Genomic DNA, 16,328 nt, shown 5'->3' with positions numbered 1-16,328 from the left:
CGTTTCGTCCTAGGTGAGCCGCCCATTCTACATCGCTTTTCCTCTCCGTCAACACCCTCGTGAAAGCTTTTTTCGAGATTGTTTGAAGCAGGAACCTTCGCAGCAGGACGTCTCGTCGAAGGGGCGAGAATCATAGCGCCCGGCAACCGATCTTGGAAGGGGGTCGCGCAACTTTTTCACTACTTTGTTTCCTCACGGCGGGCTTTCCATGCCGCACTACACTGGCCTGCAACCTTCCACACCGGATGAGTACGTGATGAAACGATGGCTGACCACGACCCCGTTCCTGCTGGCTGCCTGCTCCTGCAGCGCGAGGACACATGAAGCTGCGGCCACGGTTGAACTGGACGGCCATCGGTTCTCGGTCGAACTGGCCACGGACGATGCCAGTCGCCAGCGTGGCCTGATGATGCGCACCACGCTGGCGGCCGATCACGGCATGCTGTTTGCGTTTCCAGCGATCGGCCCGCAGGCCTTCTGGATGAAGAACACGCTCATTCCGCTGGACATCCTGTACTTCGACGAGCAAAAGCGGCTGGTTTCGGTGCAGCAGGATGTACCACCCTGCAAGGCCGATCCCTGCCCGGTCTATCCGAGCGCCGCGCCGGCAATCTATGTGCTGGAACTGCCGGCAGGCACCTCGCAGCGGATGGGCTTCAAGGCGGGCGACGTGCTGAAGATCGACGGCGAGCTCGGTGCGGTGCGCTGAACCGCCGCACGGGGCGTGTCGAGCATGCCGATGCGATAGGGAACCAGATCTTCGGGACGCAGGTTCTCCAGCGCGTCCCAGTCGTCTTCAAAGGGAATGAACTGCTGCATGAGATGCTCCTGCATGGCGCGCCGCGGACCGGGCGCAGGAACATCAGAGCAGGCGGCCCGGTCAGTGCGCTGACGGAATCGGGCCGTTTGCTGGCGGGAATCGGCGCTCAGTCGAGCTCGATCATCTCGAAGTCGTCCTTGGTGGTGCCGCAATCCGGACACGTCCAGGTATCGGGCACGTCTTCCCAACGGGTGCCGGCAGGAATGCCCTCATCGGGCACGCCGATGGCTTCGTCGTAAATGTAACCACACACAACACACATCCATTTGCGGACGGCGGTCTCGCTGGAACTCTGGCTCATGATCGGATTTCTTCGAATCGCAGGATAATTGCCCATTCTCGCAACTCGACCGCGAATACGAAAGCGCGGGTCGGACGCACCCACCTGACTTGCCGACATGAGGTCAACACTTGAATACACGCGGAATGCCGACCCGGCGCGGACTGTATGCCATCACGAACGGGCCACGGGCAGACTTGCTCGAAGCCACCACGCTGGCGCTGGAAGGTGGTGCCCGGATGCTGCAATACCGGGATCTCGGCCGTGATGCGCAACGTCGCCATGCCGAGGCCAGCGCGCTTGCGGCGCTTTGTCGGGCGCACCATGTTCCGCTGATCATCGACCACGACATCGCCCTGGCCATGGAAGTCGGTGCAGACGGCGTGCACCTCGGTCGCGACGACGACGATCCGGCGGCGGTACGCGAGGCCCTGGGGCCGCAGGCGATCATCGGTGTCTCCTGCTACGACTCGCTGCCGCGGGCGGAAGCAGCGGCCCGCGCCGGCGCCAGCTACGTCTCGTTCGGTGCGTTCTTTCCGTCGTCGACCAAGCCGTCGGCGTCACTGGCGCCAATCGACCTGCTGAGGCAAAGCGCCGCGCTGGGCATAGCGCGGGTGGCGATCGGTGGCATCACGCCGGACAATGGGCGGCCACTGGTTGAAGCGGGTGCGGACTACCTGGCCGCCGTGGCGTCGGTGCTTGCCGCCACCGACGTTCGCGCCGCCGCACGACGCTTCGACGACCTGTACTCCTCCGATCGGGAATCCGCATGACGACCAACCACGAACTCTTCCAGCGCGCCCGGCAATTGATGCCCGGCGGCGTGAACTCGCCCGTGCGCGCATTCAAATCCGTGGGCGGCGAGCCGTTCTTCACGGAGCGTGCGGATGGCGCGTACCTGTGGGATGTCGAGGGCCATCGCTACATCGACTACGTGGGTTCCTGGGGCCCGATGATCGTCGGCCACAACCATCCGGCGGTGCGCGAGTCGGTGGAACGGGCGATCCGGCACGGCCTGTCGTTCGGCACGCCATGCCCGGCCGAAGTCGTGATGGCCGAAACGATCACGCGCCTGATCCCTTCTATCGACATGGTGCGCATGGTCAACTCCGGCACCGAGGCGACCATGTCGGCGATCCGCCTCGCCCGCGGCGCCACCGGCCGCAGCAAGATCGTGAAGTTCGAAGGCTGCTACCACGGCCATGGCGACAGTTTCCTGGTCAAGGCCGGTTCCGGTGCGCTGACCTTCGGCGTGCCGACCTCGCCGGGCGTGCCCAAGGCCAATGCCGACCTCACATTGACCCTCCCCTACAACGATCTGGATGCGGCCAGGGCGCTGTTCGCCGAGCAGGGACACGAGATCGCGGGCCTGATCATCGAGCCCGTCGCAGGCAACATGAACTGCATCGCCCCGCTCGACGGCTACCTGCAGGGTCTGCGCGAGCTGTGCACGCAATCCGGTGCGCTGCTGATCTTCGACGAGGTGATGACCGGTTTCCGCGTGGCGCTCGGCGGCGCGCAGGCGCATTACGGCGTGACGCCCGACCTGACCACCTTCGGCAAGATCATCGGCGGCGGCATGCCGGTGGGCGCCTATGGCGGCAAGCGCGAACTGATGGAGCAGATCGCACCGGCCGGGCCGATCTACCAGGCTGGAACGCTGAGCGGAAATCCCGTGGCGATGGCTGCGGGCCTGGCCATGCTGGAGCTGATCCAGGCGCCCGGCTTCCATGACAGGCTGGCCGCACGCACGCGCCTGCTGACCGACGGCTTCCAGTCGGTCGCCGATGGCGAAGGCGTGGCCTTCAGCACCAATCGCGTCGGCGGCATGTTCGGCCTGTTCTTCACCGCGGAGAAGGTAACGACCTACGCGCAAGCCACCGCAGCGGACAGCGCCCTGTTCAACCGCTTCTTCCACGGCATGCTGAAGCGTGGCGTGTACCTCGCCCCTTCCGCGTTCGAAGCCGGCTTCATGTCCAGCGCGCACAGCGACCAGGACATCGCCGACACACTGGAAGCCGCCCGCGGCGCCCTACGCGAGGCGAAGGGCTGATTCACCAGCTGCCGGTGTTCGGCATCGACGCCCACGGCTCACGCGGCGGCAACTGGCCTTCCTGAAGCAGCTCGACCGAGATCAGGTCGGGCGAACGCACGAAGGCCATGTGGCCGTCGCGCGGCGGGCGATGGATGGTGTAACCCATGTCCTGCAGGCGCTGGCAGGTGGCGTAGATGTCATCGACGCGAAACGCGAGATGGCCGAAGTTGCGCGCCGAACCGTAGTCTTCCTGCGAACCCCAGTTGTGGGTCAGCTCGATCTCGGCCTCCGGGCTCTCCGCCGCGGACAGGAACACCAGGGTGAACTTGCCCTCGGGCACTTCCTTGCGGCGCACTTCGCGCAGCCCCAGCCCCTCGCAGTAGAAACGCAGCGACGCATCGAGGTCGCGCACGCGCACCATGCTGTGCAGATATTTCATCGCCGGCTCCGGATGTTCAGCTGTGTCAGCTTGCCGCGAAATCGCTCAAGGCCGCGTGCAGACGGGCCAGGCCATCGGCCAGTTCCTCGTCGGCAATCGTCAGCGGTGGCACGAAGCGCAGCACGTCGGGCCCGGCCTGCAACAGCAGCAGGCCACGTGCCGCGGCATGATCGAGGATCGCCGCCGCCTTGCCCCGATGCGCCTCGGCCAGCACTGCACCGATCATCAGGCCGCGTCCGCGCACTTCGTCGAACAGGTTCAACTCGTGATTGATCCGGGCGAGGCCGGCGCGCAAGTCGTTCGCCTGCCGCTCCACGTTGGCCAGCACCGCGGGCGAACCCAGCTTGGCCAGCGCGACGCGGGCGACCGCCGCCGCCATCGGGTTGCCGCCGAAGGTGGTGCCGTGCGCGCCGTACTGCATCACCTCGGCCACCCTGGGGCCGGCCAGCATCGCGCCGATCGGAAATCCGCTGCCCAGCGCCTTGGCCAGGGTCACGATGTCCGGCGTGACGCCGTCATGGGAATGGGCGAAGAGTGAGCCGGTGCGGCCCATGCCGCACTGGATCTCGTCCAGCACCAGCAAGGCGTCGTGCGCATCGCACAGCTCGCGGACGCGCCGCAGGAAGCCGGGCGCCGCAGGCAGCACGCCACCTTCGCCCTGGATCGGCTCCAGCATCACCGCCGCGATGTCGTGTTCGGCGAAGGCTGTCTCCAGCGCATCGACGTCGTTGAACGCGGCGTGCACGAAGCCCGCCGGCAGGGGCTCGTAGCCCTCCTGGTATTTCGGTTGCGCGGTGGCGGTGACGGTAGCCAGCGTGCGTCCGTGGAACGAGCCGAAGAACGTGAGGATGTTCCGCCGCTCCGGCGCGCGCCCGTTCGCTGCCGCCCACTTGCGCACCAGCTTGATCGCCGCCTCGTTCGCTTCCGCACCCGAATTGCACAGGAACACCCGCTCGGCGAAGCCGGACGCTTCCACCAGCTCCGCGGCCAGGCGCAGCGGCGGTTCGGTGTAGAACACGTTGCTGCTGTGCCACAGCTTGTGCGCCTGCGCGGTCAACGCGGCCAGCAGGTCGGGGTCCTGATGGCCGAGCGCATTCACCGCGATGCCGGCGCCGAAGTCCACGTAGTCGCGGCCCTCCGTATCCCACACCCGCGCCCCCTTGCCGTGATCGAGCACCAGTTCGCGCGGCTTGTAGACCGGCAGCCAGTAACGCTTGCCCAGTTCGATCAGGTCGGAGGCTTGTTCGTGCATGTCGTTCTCGAAAAAGTTGATGTCGGTGCGAACCGGGTGAAAAACGCGACGTGGCATCGTGGAGCCTGGCCGCGATCGGCGCCGCGGCGGGGCAGCCGACGCAGCGCGCCACGGGTTCAGTCCAGGAACAGGTCCGGCAGCAGGGGCGCCCCGGGCTGCACGGCGTAGCCGGACAGATCGCTGATCCCGGCCTCGCGCAGGACATCCTCGTCGATCGCGAAATGGCCGGTGTATTCCGTCGAGCGCCGCGTCAGCATGGCGTGGGCCGCATCGGCGACGATCTCGGGCTTACGGCAATGCTCGACCTTCACGCCATCGATCATGCCGATCGCCGCCGTGGCGATCACCGTGCGCGGCCACAGCGCGTTCACTGCAATGCCCATCGGGGCAAACTCCGGGCTCATGCCCAGCACGCACAGGCTCATGCCGTACTTGGCGATGGTGTAGGCGGTATGCGGCGCAAACCATTTCGGATCGAGGTTCGGCGGCGGCGACAGCATCAGCACGTGCGGATTGGCCGCCTGTTTCAGGTACGGCAGGCAACTGCGGGTCACAAGGAAGGTGCCGCGGGTATTCACCTGCTGCATCAGGTCGAAGCGCTTCATCGGCGTCTCGGCGGTGCCGGCCAGCCAGATCGCGCTGGCGTTGTTCACCACGATGTCGATGCCGCCGAAATGTTCGGCGGCCCGTGCGGCGGCCGCGACCACCTGCTCTTCCTCGCGGATGTCCACCTGCAACGCCAGCGCCTTGCCACCGGCCGCCTCGATCTCCGCGGCCGCGGTGTGGATGGTACCCGGCAGTTTCGGGTTGGCCACGTTGCTCTTCGCCGCGATCACGATGTTGGCGCCGTCGCGCGCAGCGCGCAGCGCGATCGCCAGACCGATGCCCCGCGACGCGCCGCTGATGAACAAGGTCTTGCCGGCCAGCGTATCCATGATGTGTCGAATCCTCGAAAGAGAAAGTGCAGGCAGGCAGTCTAGCGGGTGACGACTATGCCTTCTGGAAACGCGGCAGGATGTCGCGCAATTCGGCCAGGCGCAGCAGGGGGTCGGTCAGCTCCAGCATGCATTGCTGCTCGGCGACATCCAGCGGCAGCAGTTCGGCCAGGCGCAGGCCGAGCCAGCTGGCATCCTCGTAGGCGCGGCGTGGCGCATCGCGCCAGTGAGGCGCCATGGTTTCGATCAGGCGCTCCAGGATGCTCTGCAACAGAGCGAACTCCACCGGCACTTCCACGGCCGGCTCGTCCGGCCAGATTTCCACTTCGCCGCGCAGCAGGCCGTCCGATCTTGCCCGACTTCGCGCTACCCGAAAGCGCCGGCCGCCGGTGGCCATGATGCCGAGGAGGCCGCTTTCATCGGTGTTGAAGTCATGGATGTGCGCCATCGTGCCGATCGCCGCAGGCACCGCCGGCGCGCCGGTTTCCTGTCCCTGCAGGATCAGGCAGACGCCAAAGCCGGTGCCGTAACGCGTGCACTCGCGCACCAGATCGATGTAGCGCGGCTCGAAGATGCGCAATTGCAGCTTGCCGGCCGGAAACAGCACGGCAGGCAGCGGGAACAGCGGCATCTCGATCAGCGGCGACTGGGACTGGGCAACCATGTCCAGAGTGTAACGACAGCGATGGGCAGGGTCACCGCCGGCCGCTCAGGCCTGGCGCAGGCTTTCCACGAAGCGACGCGGTGCCGCCTCGAAGCCGCCGTTGGACATGAACACGACCTGGTCGCCCGGTCGGGTCTGCCCGCGCAGATGGGCGATCAGTGCATCGACCGTCGCGACCGTGGCACCGCGACCGTCCAGCGCGTCAGTCACCCGGTGCGCATCCCAGGGCAATTCCGGGCGCTGCAGAAAGACCACGGCATCGGCATCGGCAAGCGACGGCGCCAGCGCCTCGGCATGCGCGCCCTGGCGCATCGAATTGGAGCGTGGCTCCAGCGCGACCAGGATGCGCGCCGTTCCCACGCTGGCGCGCAGGCCGGCCAGGGTGGTGGCGATCGCGGTGGGATGATGGGCGAAGTCGTCGTAGACGCGTATGCCGTCCACCTCGCCGACCAGTTCCATCCGGCGCTTGACGCTCTCGAAGCTGGCGAAGGCGGACAACAACGCTTGCGGATCGGCACCCGCGGCAGCCGCCGCGGCCAGCGCCGCCAGCGCGTTCATCACGCTGTGATGGCCGAGCAGGGTCCAGCGTATTTCGCCCAGCCGCACGCCACGATGATGCACGGCAAAGGCCGAGCCATCCGCCTCGATCAGGCTGGCCTGCCAGTCGCCGCGGCCGATGCCGAAGGTTTCTACCGGCGTCCAGCAACCCATCGCCAACACTTCGGCCAGGCGCTCGTCGTGCGCGTTGACGATCAGCCGGCCGTTGCCGGGCACCGTGCGCACCAGATGATGAAACTGGCGCTGGATCGCGGCCACGTCGGGAAAGATGTCCGCATGGTCGTATTCGAGGTTGTTGAGGATGGCGATGCGCGGACGGTAGTGCACGAACTTCGAGCGCTTGTCGAAGAACGCGGTGTCGTATTCGTCCGCCTCAATCACGAAAGGCGCCGCCGCAGGCGGCACAACACTCCCTTCTCCCCTCGGGAGAAGGTGGCGCGCAGCGCCGGATGAGGGTTCGGGGCCCGCGTATGCCTGCTTGCCCCCCAGCCGTGCCGACACCCCGAAATTCCCCGGCACTCCGCCGATCAGGAAACCCGGCGCCAGCCCCGCGCTCTCCAGCAGATGCGCCAGCAGGCTGGTGGTGGTGGTCTTGCCGTGGGTGCCGGCCACCGCCAGCACGTCGCGCCGGGCCAGCACCGTCTCGCCCAGCCACTGCGGGCCGGAGATGTAGTTCAAACGCGCGTCGAGCATGTACTCGACGGCGGGATTGCCGCGCACCATCGCATTGCCGACCACCACCAGATCCGGCGCCGGCTGCAGGTGCTGCGCGGTGTAGCCGCTCATCAGGCCGATACCCAGCGCTTCCAGCTGGGTGCTCATCGGCGGATACACGTTGGCGTCGGAACCTTCGACCGTGTGGCCGAGTTCACGCGCGAGCGCGGCGACGCCACCCATGAAGGTGCCGCAGATACCGAGGATGTGCAGGCGCATGCCGAACGACTCCGTGAAGTCCGCTCCGCCGGAGCGGGAAGTGCTCAGCCGTTCGCGGCAGCGGGCTCGCGGTGCAGGGCCTGTTCGACCCGCGCGGTGACTTCGCCGAGCTCGCCGACGCCATCGACCACCTGCAGCTTGCCGCGGCTGGCGTAGAAATCGGCGACCGGCGCGGTCTGCTCGGCATACACGCCCAGGCGCTTGCGCACGGTGTCGGGATTGTCGTCGGCGCGGGCTTCGGCCTTGAAGCGGATTTCGCAGCGACCGATGATCGCGTCGTTCGGCACGTCCAGCTTGATCACTGCATCCAGCGGCTGGCCGAGCTTGGCCAACAGGTGGTCGAGTGCATCGGCCTGGGCCAGGTTGCGCGGATAGCCGTCGAGGATGAAACCGGCTTTCGCGTCAGGCTGGGCCAGGCGCTCTTCCAGCATGCCGAGCAGGATGTCGTCGGAGACCAGCTGGCCGGCATCCATCACCGCCTTGGCCTTGAGTCCCATCGCGGTACCCGCGGCCACCGCGGCGCGCAGCATGTCGCCGGTCGAGATATGCGGTACGCCCAGCGCCGTCTTCAATCGGGCTGCCTGCGTACCTTTGCCCGAGCCGGGCGCACCAAGTAGGACGAGTCGCATAATGCTCCACAAGTTCGACGTACTGCCGCACACTGCAACAGTCCGTCCGATATCCCGGATATTGTGCGCCAAATTAGCCGCTGCACCCCAAGTCGTCAAACGGCGGCAACCCCCAGGCACGCGCAAGTATCTGTCGCCAAAACCTTTGTTGCCGACCATGCGCAACACTTCATCGCCCGTATCGAGGAACCCATGAGCCCGAGTCGCCGTTCGCCCGTCCCTGCCGGAAACATCCTGCATGCCCAGTCCGGCGGCGTCACCGCCGTCATCAACGCCACCGCGGCGGGGGTGATCGAAGCGGCCCGCGGCAAGGGAGTGAAGGTGTACGCCGCCCGCAACGGCATCCTTGGCGCACTGCGCGAAGAGCTGATCGACACCTCGAAGGAATCGGCCAGCGCGATTGCCATGCTGCGCCACACGCCCGGCGGCGCGTTCGGTTCGTGCCGCTACAAGCTGAAATCGCTGGACGACAACCGCGCCGAGTACGAGCGGCTGATCGAGGTGTTCCGGGCGCACGACATTCGCTGGTTCCTCTACAACGGCGGCAACGACTCGGCCGACACCGCGCTGAAGATCTCGCAGCTGGGCAAGGCCATGGACTACGACATCCGCTGCATCGGCGTGCCGAAGACGGTGGACAACGACCTGGCCGTCACCGACTGCTGTCCCGGTTTCGGCTCGGTGGCGAAGTACACCGCCATCTCCACCCTGGAAGCCAGCCTCGACGTGGCCTCGATGGCCGAGACTTCGACCAAGGTGTTCATCCTCGAAGTGATGGGCCGCCACGCCGGCTGGATCGCTGCCGCCGCTGGCCTGGCCGGCGAGGGCGCCGATGCGCCGCCGCACATCATCCTGTTCCCCGAGAACGCCTTCGACGAGACAGCCTTCCTGGCCAAGGTGAAGGCCACCGTCGAGCGCGTGGGCTGGTGCACCGTGGTCGCCTCCGAAGGCGTGCGCAACGCGGCCGGCCAGTTCCTCGCCGAAGCGGGCACGCGCGACGCGTTCGGCCATGCGCAACTGGGCGGCGTGGCGCCCGTGCTGGCCGCGCTGGTGAAGGAAAAGCTCGGTTACAAATACCACTGGGCGCTGCCCGACTACCTGCAGCGCTCGGCGCGCCACGCCGCGTCGAAGGTCGATGCCGAACAGGCGCATGCCGTGGGCCGGGCCGCCGTGGAATACGCGCTGGCCGGGATGAACGCAGTGATGCCGGTGATCGTGCGCACGTCCGATGCGCCTTACCGCTGGAAGATCGAACCGGCGCCGCTGGCGAAGATCGCCAACCGCGAGAAGAAGATGCCGAAGGGTTTCATCAGCCGCGACGGCTTCGGCATCACCGCCGCCGCACGGCGCTATCTGGCGCCGCTGATCCGGGGCGAGGCGCCCTTGCCCTACGGCAGAGACGGCCTGCCGCGCTACGTGAGCCTGAAGAACGCCGCGGTGCCACGCAAGCTGGCCCCGTTCCAGCGCTGAGCCGGGCGGAGTCTGTGACCTTGTTCGCGATGCTGAGCGCCACCTGAAACCGCCCTGCCGGAATCGGCTGGCGTTCAGCCGCAGCTTCCTACGATCCATCCTGCCCCGGTCGAACGCCGCATTGTCGCGGCCATTGCCGAGGGGAGGAGACCCGAAGATGAAAATCATCGCCCGCCTGTTCGTCGCCGTCGCCCTGCTCAGCGCCGGCAGTTTCGCCGTGGCCGCGCCCGGTCCCGGTGACCATGGCCGTCATGGCCACGACCGCGGCAATGATCGTCATCACGACAGTCGGCGTCATGACGAGCGGCGCTACGACCATCGGCGCTACGACAGCCGCCGCGACTACCGTCGCCACGATGATCGACGCTACGTCAATCGCGGCTACGTCGGCCCGCGCTACTACGGTCATCCGCATCGCTGGGAGCGCGGCCATCGTTACTACGGCCCGACTTACGTCGTGCGCGACTACGGCCACTACCACCTGCGCCACCCGCCACGTGGCTACCACTGGGTACGCGCGGACAATGATTACCTGCTGGTCGCCATCGCCACCGGCGTCATCCTGGACTTGGCGCTGCGCTAAGTCCGCCGCCTGCTGAACCTTCAGGGCCATGCATTCGTGCATGGCCCTTTTCTTTGCCGGACAGCGCTGCGCCGCACAACAGCCCGCGCCGCAACGTCTGCCTATACTCCCCGGGACCGCCCGTTCCGGCGGCCGCATACAACCCATGGGGAGGCTCCGATGCTGCAGCAGTATGGCTGGTGGATCGTTGTTGCATGTGCGTTAGTGGCGGTTTTGTATGGCGCGTTCTCCGCGCGCTGGATCCTGGCGCAATCGCCGGGCAACGAACGGATGCAGGAGATCGCCGCAGCGATCCAGGAAGGCGCCCGCGCCTACCTCAACCGCCAGTACACCACCATCGGCCTGGTCGGCGTGGTGCTGCTGCTGTTGATCGGTTTCTTTCTGAGCTGGCCGACCGCGATCGGCTTCCTGCTGGGCGCGCTGCTGTCGGGCGCGGCCGGCTATATCGGCATGAACGTGTCGGTACGCGCCAACGTGCGCACCGCCGAAGCAGCCCGCGGCGGTTTGAGCAAGGCGATGGATGTCGCCTTCCGGGGCGGCGCGATCACCGGCATGCTGGTGGTCGGCCTGGCCCTGCTCGGCGTGGCCGGTTACTGGCTGCTGTTGAACCGCATGGGCATCAGCGGTGAACCCGCCTTGCACGCACTGGTCGGTTTCGCCTTCGGCAGCTCGCTGATCTCGATCTTCGCGCGACTGGGCGGCGGCATCTTCACCAAGGGTGCCGACGTGGGCGCTGACCTGGTCGGCAAGGTCGAGGCCGGCATCCCCGAGGATGACCCGCGCAACCCGGCGGTGATCGCCGACAACGTGGGCGACAACGTGGGCGATTGCGCCGGCATGGCCGCCGACCTGTTCGAGACCTACGCGGTGACGGTGATCGCCACCATGCTGCTGGGCAGCCTGATGATCAGCGAGGTGGGCGCCAACGCGGTGCTGTATCCATTGTTGCTGGGCGGCGTCTCGATCATCGCCTCGATCATCGGCACGCTGTTCGTCAAGGTGAAGCAGGGCGGCTCGATCATGGGCGCGCTGTACAAGGGCGTGGTCGTCTCGGCGGTGCTGGCCGCGGCCGCGTTCTATCCGATCACCATGCAGCTGATGCCGGACTTCAGCCACGGCGCGATGAACCTGTGGGGCTGCACCCTGATCGGGCTGGCCCTGACCGGCGGCATCGTGTGGATCACCGAGTACTACACCGGCACGCAGTACAAACCGGTGCAGCACATCGCGGCGGCCTCCACCACCGGTCACGGCACCAACATCATCGCGGGCCTGGGCGTGTCGATGAAGTCCACCGCGTGGCCGGTGCTGGCTGTATGCGCCGCGATCTGGGGTGCGTTCGCCCTGGGCGGCCTGTACGGCATCGCGGTCGCCGCCACGGCGATGCTGTCGATGGCCGGCATGATCGTGGCGCTGGACGCCTACGGCCCGATCACCGACAACGCCGGCGGCATCGCCGAGATGGCCGACCTGCCACCGGAAGTGCGTGGCGTCACCGATCCGCTGGACGCGGTGGGCAACACCACCAAGGCGGTGACCAAGGGCTATGCCATCGGTTCGGCGGCACTGGCGGCGCTGGTGCTGTTCGCCGACTACACGCACAACCTCAGCCAGCACTTCAGTGGCTCCCTGGTCAGCTTCGACCTGTCGAACCATTACGTGATCATCGGCCTGCTGATCGGCGGCCTGATTCCGTACCTGTTCGGCGCGATGGCGATGGAAGCGGTCGGTCGGGCCGCCGGTGCGGTGGTGGTGGAAGTGCGCCGCCAGTTCCGTGACATCCCGGGCATCATGGCCGGCACCGCCAAGCCGGAATACTCGCGCGCGGTGGACATGCTGACCAAGTCCGCCATCCGCGAGATGATCGTGCCGTCGCTGCTGCCGGTGCTGGTGCCGGTGCTGGTGATCTTCGGCTTCAAGTGGCTCGGTGGCCCCGAGGCCGGCGCGCAGGCGCTGGGCGGCGTGCTGATCGGCACCATCGTCACCGGCCTGTTCGTGGCGATCTCGATGACCACCGGCGGCGGCGCATGGGACAACGCCAAGAAGTACATCGAGGATGGCCACCACGGCGGCAAGGGCTCGGAGGCGCACAAGGCCGCCGTGACCGGCGACACCGTCGGTGATCCATACAAGGACACCGCCGGCCCCGCAGTAAACCCCTTGATCAAGATCATCAACATCGTGGCATTGCTGATGATCCCCCTGCTGTAATCGAAGCGACTCCCGCACGGCACCTTCGCCCCTCTCCCGCAACGCGGGAGAGGGGCGAAGCAGGCGCGGATCAAGACGACAGAATCCCGCCCTGTGGCGGGATTCCTGTTCCAGGCCAGGCACTCCTGACTTTGGTCGGCAGCGGCCGTATGATCGGATGGTCGCGCTTCGACTGACCGCGGGCCGCACCGGCCACGTCCATCCCGCTCTTCGCGCACCTGGGGACACACCATGAAATCACTCTGGTTGATGCTGGCGCTTGGCGTCACACTGACAGGCATGACCGATATCCACGCCCGCGACACCACGCCCCCCGGGGCTGCCCCTGCAGCCGGCCACGACGATCCGTTCCTGTGGCTGGAAGACATCCACGGCACCCGCGCCATGGACTGGGTGAAGCAGCAGAACGCCACGACGGCGATGCGCTTCGTCGACAACGACGAGTTCACCCGCACTCGCGACAGCATCCTCGAAGTGCTCGACTCCGACGCGCGCATCCCCTACGTCAGCCGGATGGGCAACCATCTCTACAACTTCTGGCGCGACAAGTCGCACCCGCGCGGCATCTGGCGGCGGACCACGCTGGCCGAATACCGCAAGGCCGAGCCGGCGTGGGAGGTGCTGCTGGACATCGACGCGCTGAACAAGGCCGAGGACAAGCGCTGGGTGTTCAAGGGCGTGCAATGCCTGAAGCCGGCGTTCGAGCGCTGCCTGGTGTCGCTGTCGCCGGATGGCGGCGACGCCATCGCCGTGCGCGAGTTCGACATACCGCACAAGCGCTTCGTGAAGAACGGCTTCGAGCTGCCGGTGGCGAAGACCCAGGTCGGCTGGATCGACGAGGATTCGCTCTACGTCGGCACCGACTTCGGGCCCGGCACGATGACCGAGTCGAGCTACCCGCGCATCGTCAAGCAATGGCAGCGCGGCACGCCGTTGGCAAACGCCGCCGTCGTGTACGAAGGCAAACCGACCGACCTCGCCGTCAGCGCGTACCACGATCGCACACCAGGCTACGAGCGCGACTTCGTGTCGATCGCCAGGGACTTCTTCCACAGCGAGCTGTATCAGCGCATCCATGGCAGCCTGGCCCGCGTCGAGGTGCCCGACGATGCCGAGGCCGATGCCCACCAGGCATGGTTGCTGGTGCGCACGCGCTCGCCGTGGACCGTGAACGGCACGACCTATCCGGCCGGCGCGCTGCTGGCCACGCAGTTCGACCGCTTCATGGCCGGCAAGCGCGAGTTCACCGTGCTGTTCAAGCCCGATGCGCATACCTCGCTGGACTCCTACGCGTGGACCCGGCACCACCTGATCCTCAACCTGATGGACGACGTGAAGAGCCGCCTCGACGTGCTGACGCCGCCGCAGATGGCCACGCCGGACAGCGACTGGAAGCGCGCGGCGATGCCGGGCGCACCGGCGATGAGCTCGATCAGCGTGGTCGACACCGACCCCGACCACAGCGACGAATACTGGCTCGACGTCACCGGCTTCCTGACCCCGTCGTCGCTGCAGCGCGGTGTGCTCGACAGCACGTCGGCCGAGACGATCAAGCAGGCGCCGGCGTTCTTCGACGCCACCAAGTTCACGGTGAGCCAGCACTTCGTGAAGTCGAAGGACGGCACCAGCGTGCCCTATTTCGAGATCGCCCCGAAGGACCTCAAGCTGGACGGCTCCAACCGCACCCTGCTGTACGGCTACGGCGGTTTCGAAGTCTCGCTGCAGCCCTACTACAGCGGCAGCGTCGGCCGCGCCTGGCTGGAACGCGGCGGCGTCTACGTGATCGCCAACATCCGCGGCGGCGGCGAATACGGCCCGCAATGGCACCAGGCTGCACTGAAGGCCAATCGCCCCCGCGCCTACGAGGATTTCGCGGCGGTGGCCGAAGACCTGATCAAGCGCAAGGTGACCTCGCCGGAGCATCTCGGCGCCGAGGGCGGCAGCAATGGCGGCCTGCTGATGGGCAACATGCTGACGACCTATCCGCAGCTGTTCGGCGCGATCGCCTGCGAAGTGCCGCTGCTGGACATGAAGCGCTACATCCACCTGTCGGCCGGTGCATCGTGGATGGCCGAATACGGCAATCCGGATACCGCCGACTGGAACTTCATCAAGACGTTCTCGCCCTACCAGAACGTGAAGAAGAACGGCCATTACCCGCCCGTGCTGTTCTACACCGCCACCAGCGACGATCGCGTGGGGCCGGTGCAGGCGCGCAAGATGGCCGCGGAAATGCAGGCCCAAGGCCACCCGAACGTGTGGTTCTACGAGAACCTCGAAGGCGGCCACGGCGCCGGCGCGGACAACCAGCAGTCTGCCCACATGCACGCGATGGCGTACGACTTCCTGTGGGACCAGCTGAAGTAGTCCGCCACGCCCTGCCTGCGTCACCGATCGCCCGGGACGGGTTCCGTTCCGGGCGATCTTTTTTTGAGCTCCCGGCACTACCGGGCAAGCCGGCCCGCTGCGGCTGCAACAGACTGTCGCGCCGCCACCGCCCGCGACCCTGCGCACCCATGATGGACGTCCAGACGGCCATACATCAATGATTTTCGATCGTCTCAATGGCTGCATTTCTGCAGCTTCAGGCAGGAACCGGCCAAACCAATTGGCTTTGGCCAGTTCGGAAAAATTGGTTATGTAACGAAGGATTTCGGCATCTACGCTACATCTCCCAACGCTTCCCTAACAAAAACCTGACGTTCCGGCGGGCTCCCACGGCCCGCCTTGTCACCCCATGTTGCCGGCCTCCCCAAGCCGGCATTCCCCCATGGAGCCAGCACCATGTCCACCAGTGCATCCTGGTTCGCGCCCCCTCCCCCGGGGCGAACCGGCAGCAACAGTCACGTCGCTGCGGCGACGTCGAGCAAGCCCCTGGCGCGCCTTGCCCTGCTCAATGGCATGACGGGCAGGCATGCCACGTCGCCCGGCGGGTCGGGCGCGGCGAATGCCGACGACGCCGACACGGCACAGGGTTTGCCCGACCGCATACGCCGACTGATCAAGCTCGAGGGCAGCGCCGCAGCGATTGCCGATCGTTGCGGCTTTTCCGCCGGCGCCGTGCGCAATTGGCGCGATGGTCACAGCGACATCTCGCGCGAACGCTGCATCACCATGGCTCGAACCCTCGGTGTTTCGTTGCTGTGGCTGGTCGCCGGCGAGGGTCCGATGCACGCCGCCGACGAGTCGTCGCGCCCGGTCCGGCTGGTGCCGGCGGCTGCCGTCGAGCAGGTCGCCAGCAAACCGGAATCTTTGTCCAGTCCGTCGCCTGCGGCGGGTGTGGACCCCCAGTTGCTGGCGGCGTCGCTGCGCCTGCTGCAGTCGTACATCGGGCTGCTCGGCGGCTCGCTGGATCAGGCCACGCGTGCGGACCTGCTGGCCGAACTCTACGGGGTCCTCGGGCACAGCCCGGGAGCCGAACAGGTCGATCGCCTGATGACCTTCCACAACAAGCTCAACGTCAATCTCCGGAGCAACCGGGGCCTGATCGCCTGAGTTTTCACCTGCACCGGATTTCCA

At 66.7% G+C, this 16,328-nt stretch carries 15 protein-coding genes; 8 read left to right on the top strand and 7 right to left on the bottom strand.

The window, feature by feature from the left end:
- The first annotated feature begins 256 nt into the window (after nucleotides 1-256).
- Nucleotides 257-709 carry a DUF192 domain-containing protein gene (locus AC3A56_RS14160; RefSeq protein ID WP_487770744.1) on the top strand — a complete coding sequence of 151 codons (453 nt, stop codon included), beginning with the start codon at nucleotides 257-259 and terminating at the stop codon, nucleotides 707-709.
- 217 nt (nucleotides 710-926) lie between these two features.
- Here the strand turns inward: AC3A56_RS14160 and AC3A56_RS14155 are convergent, their stop codons facing one another.
- Nucleotides 927-1,121 carry a rubredoxin gene (locus tag AC3A56_RS14155; RefSeq protein WP_040672978.1) on the bottom strand — a complete coding sequence of 65 codons (195 nt, stop codon included), beginning with the start codon at nucleotides 1,119-1,121 and terminating at the stop codon, nucleotides 927-929.
- A 125-nt stretch (nucleotides 1,122-1,246) separates the two neighbouring features.
- Here AC3A56_RS14155 and thiE point away from each other — a divergent pair, with 125 nt between their 5' ends.
- A complete protein-coding gene (gene thiE / locus AC3A56_RS14150; protein ID WP_487770752.1) occupies nucleotides 1,247-1,873 on the top strand; it encodes a thiamine phosphate synthase in 627 nt (208 codons plus the stop codon).
- Nucleotides 1,870-3,153, top strand: a complete 1,284-nt coding sequence (gene hemL, locus AC3A56_RS14145) for a glutamate-1-semialdehyde 2,1-aminomutase (protein WP_204109773.1) — start codon at nucleotides 1,870-1,872, stop codon at nucleotides 3,151-3,153. The genes thiE and hemL overlap by 4 nt, the downstream gene beginning before the upstream one ends.
- A 1-nt stretch (nucleotide 3,154) precedes the next feature.
- Here the strand turns inward: hemL and AC3A56_RS14140 are convergent, their stop codons facing one another.
- From AC3A56_RS14140 to AC3A56_RS14115, 6 genes are all read right to left on the bottom strand, one after another.
- Nucleotides 3,155-3,574, bottom strand: coding sequence for a lactoylglutathione lyase (locus tag AC3A56_RS14140; RefSeq protein WP_007806537.1), 420 nt, complete (start codon nucleotides 3,572-3,574; stop codon nucleotides 3,155-3,157).
- A 25-nt stretch (nucleotides 3,575-3,599) separates the two neighbouring features.
- Nucleotides 3,600-4,826 carry an acetylornithine/succinylornithine family transaminase gene (locus AC3A56_RS14135; RefSeq protein ID WP_487770743.1) on the bottom strand — a complete coding sequence of 409 codons (1,227 nt, stop codon included), beginning with the start codon at nucleotides 4,824-4,826 and terminating at the stop codon, nucleotides 3,600-3,602.
- Between the two features lie 116 nt (nucleotides 4,827-4,942).
- Complete coding sequence (locus AC3A56_RS14130) at nucleotides 4,943-5,761, bottom strand: SDR family oxidoreductase (RefSeq protein ID WP_007806540.1); 819 nt, start codon at nucleotides 5,759-5,761, stop codon at nucleotides 4,943-4,945.
- A gap of 55 nt (nucleotides 5,762-5,816) precedes the next feature.
- Nucleotides 5,817-6,425, bottom strand: coding sequence for an LON peptidase substrate-binding domain-containing protein (locus AC3A56_RS14125; RefSeq protein WP_487770742.1), 609 nt, complete (start codon nucleotides 6,423-6,425; stop codon nucleotides 5,817-5,819).
- 45 nt (nucleotides 6,426-6,470) lie between these two features.
- Nucleotides 6,471-7,916 carry a UDP-N-acetylmuramate:L-alanyl-gamma-D-glutamyl-meso-diaminopimelate ligase gene (mpl, locus tag AC3A56_RS14120; RefSeq protein WP_056718061.1) on the bottom strand — a complete coding sequence of 482 codons (1,446 nt, stop codon included), beginning with the start codon at nucleotides 7,914-7,916 and terminating at the stop codon, nucleotides 6,471-6,473.
- A 44-nt stretch (nucleotides 7,917-7,960) separates the two neighbouring features.
- Nucleotides 7,961-8,545, bottom strand: a complete 585-nt coding sequence (locus AC3A56_RS14115; RefSeq protein WP_056718060.1) for an adenylate kinase — start codon at nucleotides 8,543-8,545, stop codon at nucleotides 7,961-7,963.
- A 192-nt stretch (nucleotides 8,546-8,737) separates the two neighbouring features.
- Between AC3A56_RS14115 and AC3A56_RS14110 the strand changes: the two genes are divergently transcribed.
- The 5 genes from AC3A56_RS14110 (at nucleotide 8,738) to AC3A56_RS14090 (ending at nucleotide 16,304) form a co-directional block, all read left to right on the top strand.
- The gene (locus tag AC3A56_RS14110) at nucleotides 8,738-10,015 is read left to right on the top strand and encodes a 6-phosphofructokinase (protein WP_487770741.1); all 1,278 of its coding nucleotides are present in this window, start codon (nucleotides 8,738-8,740) and stop codon (nucleotides 10,013-10,015) included.
- A 157-nt stretch (nucleotides 10,016-10,172) separates the two neighbouring features.
- Complete coding sequence (locus tag AC3A56_RS14105; protein WP_056718058.1) at nucleotides 10,173-10,598, top strand: RcnB family protein; 426 nt, start codon at nucleotides 10,173-10,175, stop codon at nucleotides 10,596-10,598.
- Between the two features lie 159 nt (nucleotides 10,599-10,757).
- Nucleotides 10,758-12,809, top strand: a complete 2,052-nt coding sequence (locus AC3A56_RS14100) for a sodium-translocating pyrophosphatase (protein ID WP_487770740.1) — start codon at nucleotides 10,758-10,760, stop codon at nucleotides 12,807-12,809.
- 279 nt (nucleotides 12,810-13,088) lie between these two features.
- Nucleotides 13,089-15,176, top strand: coding sequence for a prolyl oligopeptidase family serine peptidase (locus tag AC3A56_RS14095; protein WP_487770751.1), 2,088 nt, complete (start codon nucleotides 13,089-13,091; stop codon nucleotides 15,174-15,176).
- 417 nt (nucleotides 15,177-15,593) lie between these two features.
- Nucleotides 15,594-16,304 (top strand): helix-turn-helix domain-containing protein, encoded by a 711-nt coding sequence (locus AC3A56_RS14090; protein WP_487770739.1) that lies wholly within the window; start codon nucleotides 15,594-15,596, stop codon nucleotides 16,302-16,304.
- The last annotated feature ends 24 nt before the right edge of the window (nucleotides 16,305-16,328 follow it).

Source organism: Rhodanobacter sp. Soil_C_14 (assembly GCF_057657335.1).
Note: the sequence above shows the minus strand (reverse complement) of the source record. Positions and strands in the feature narration are given on the sequence as shown.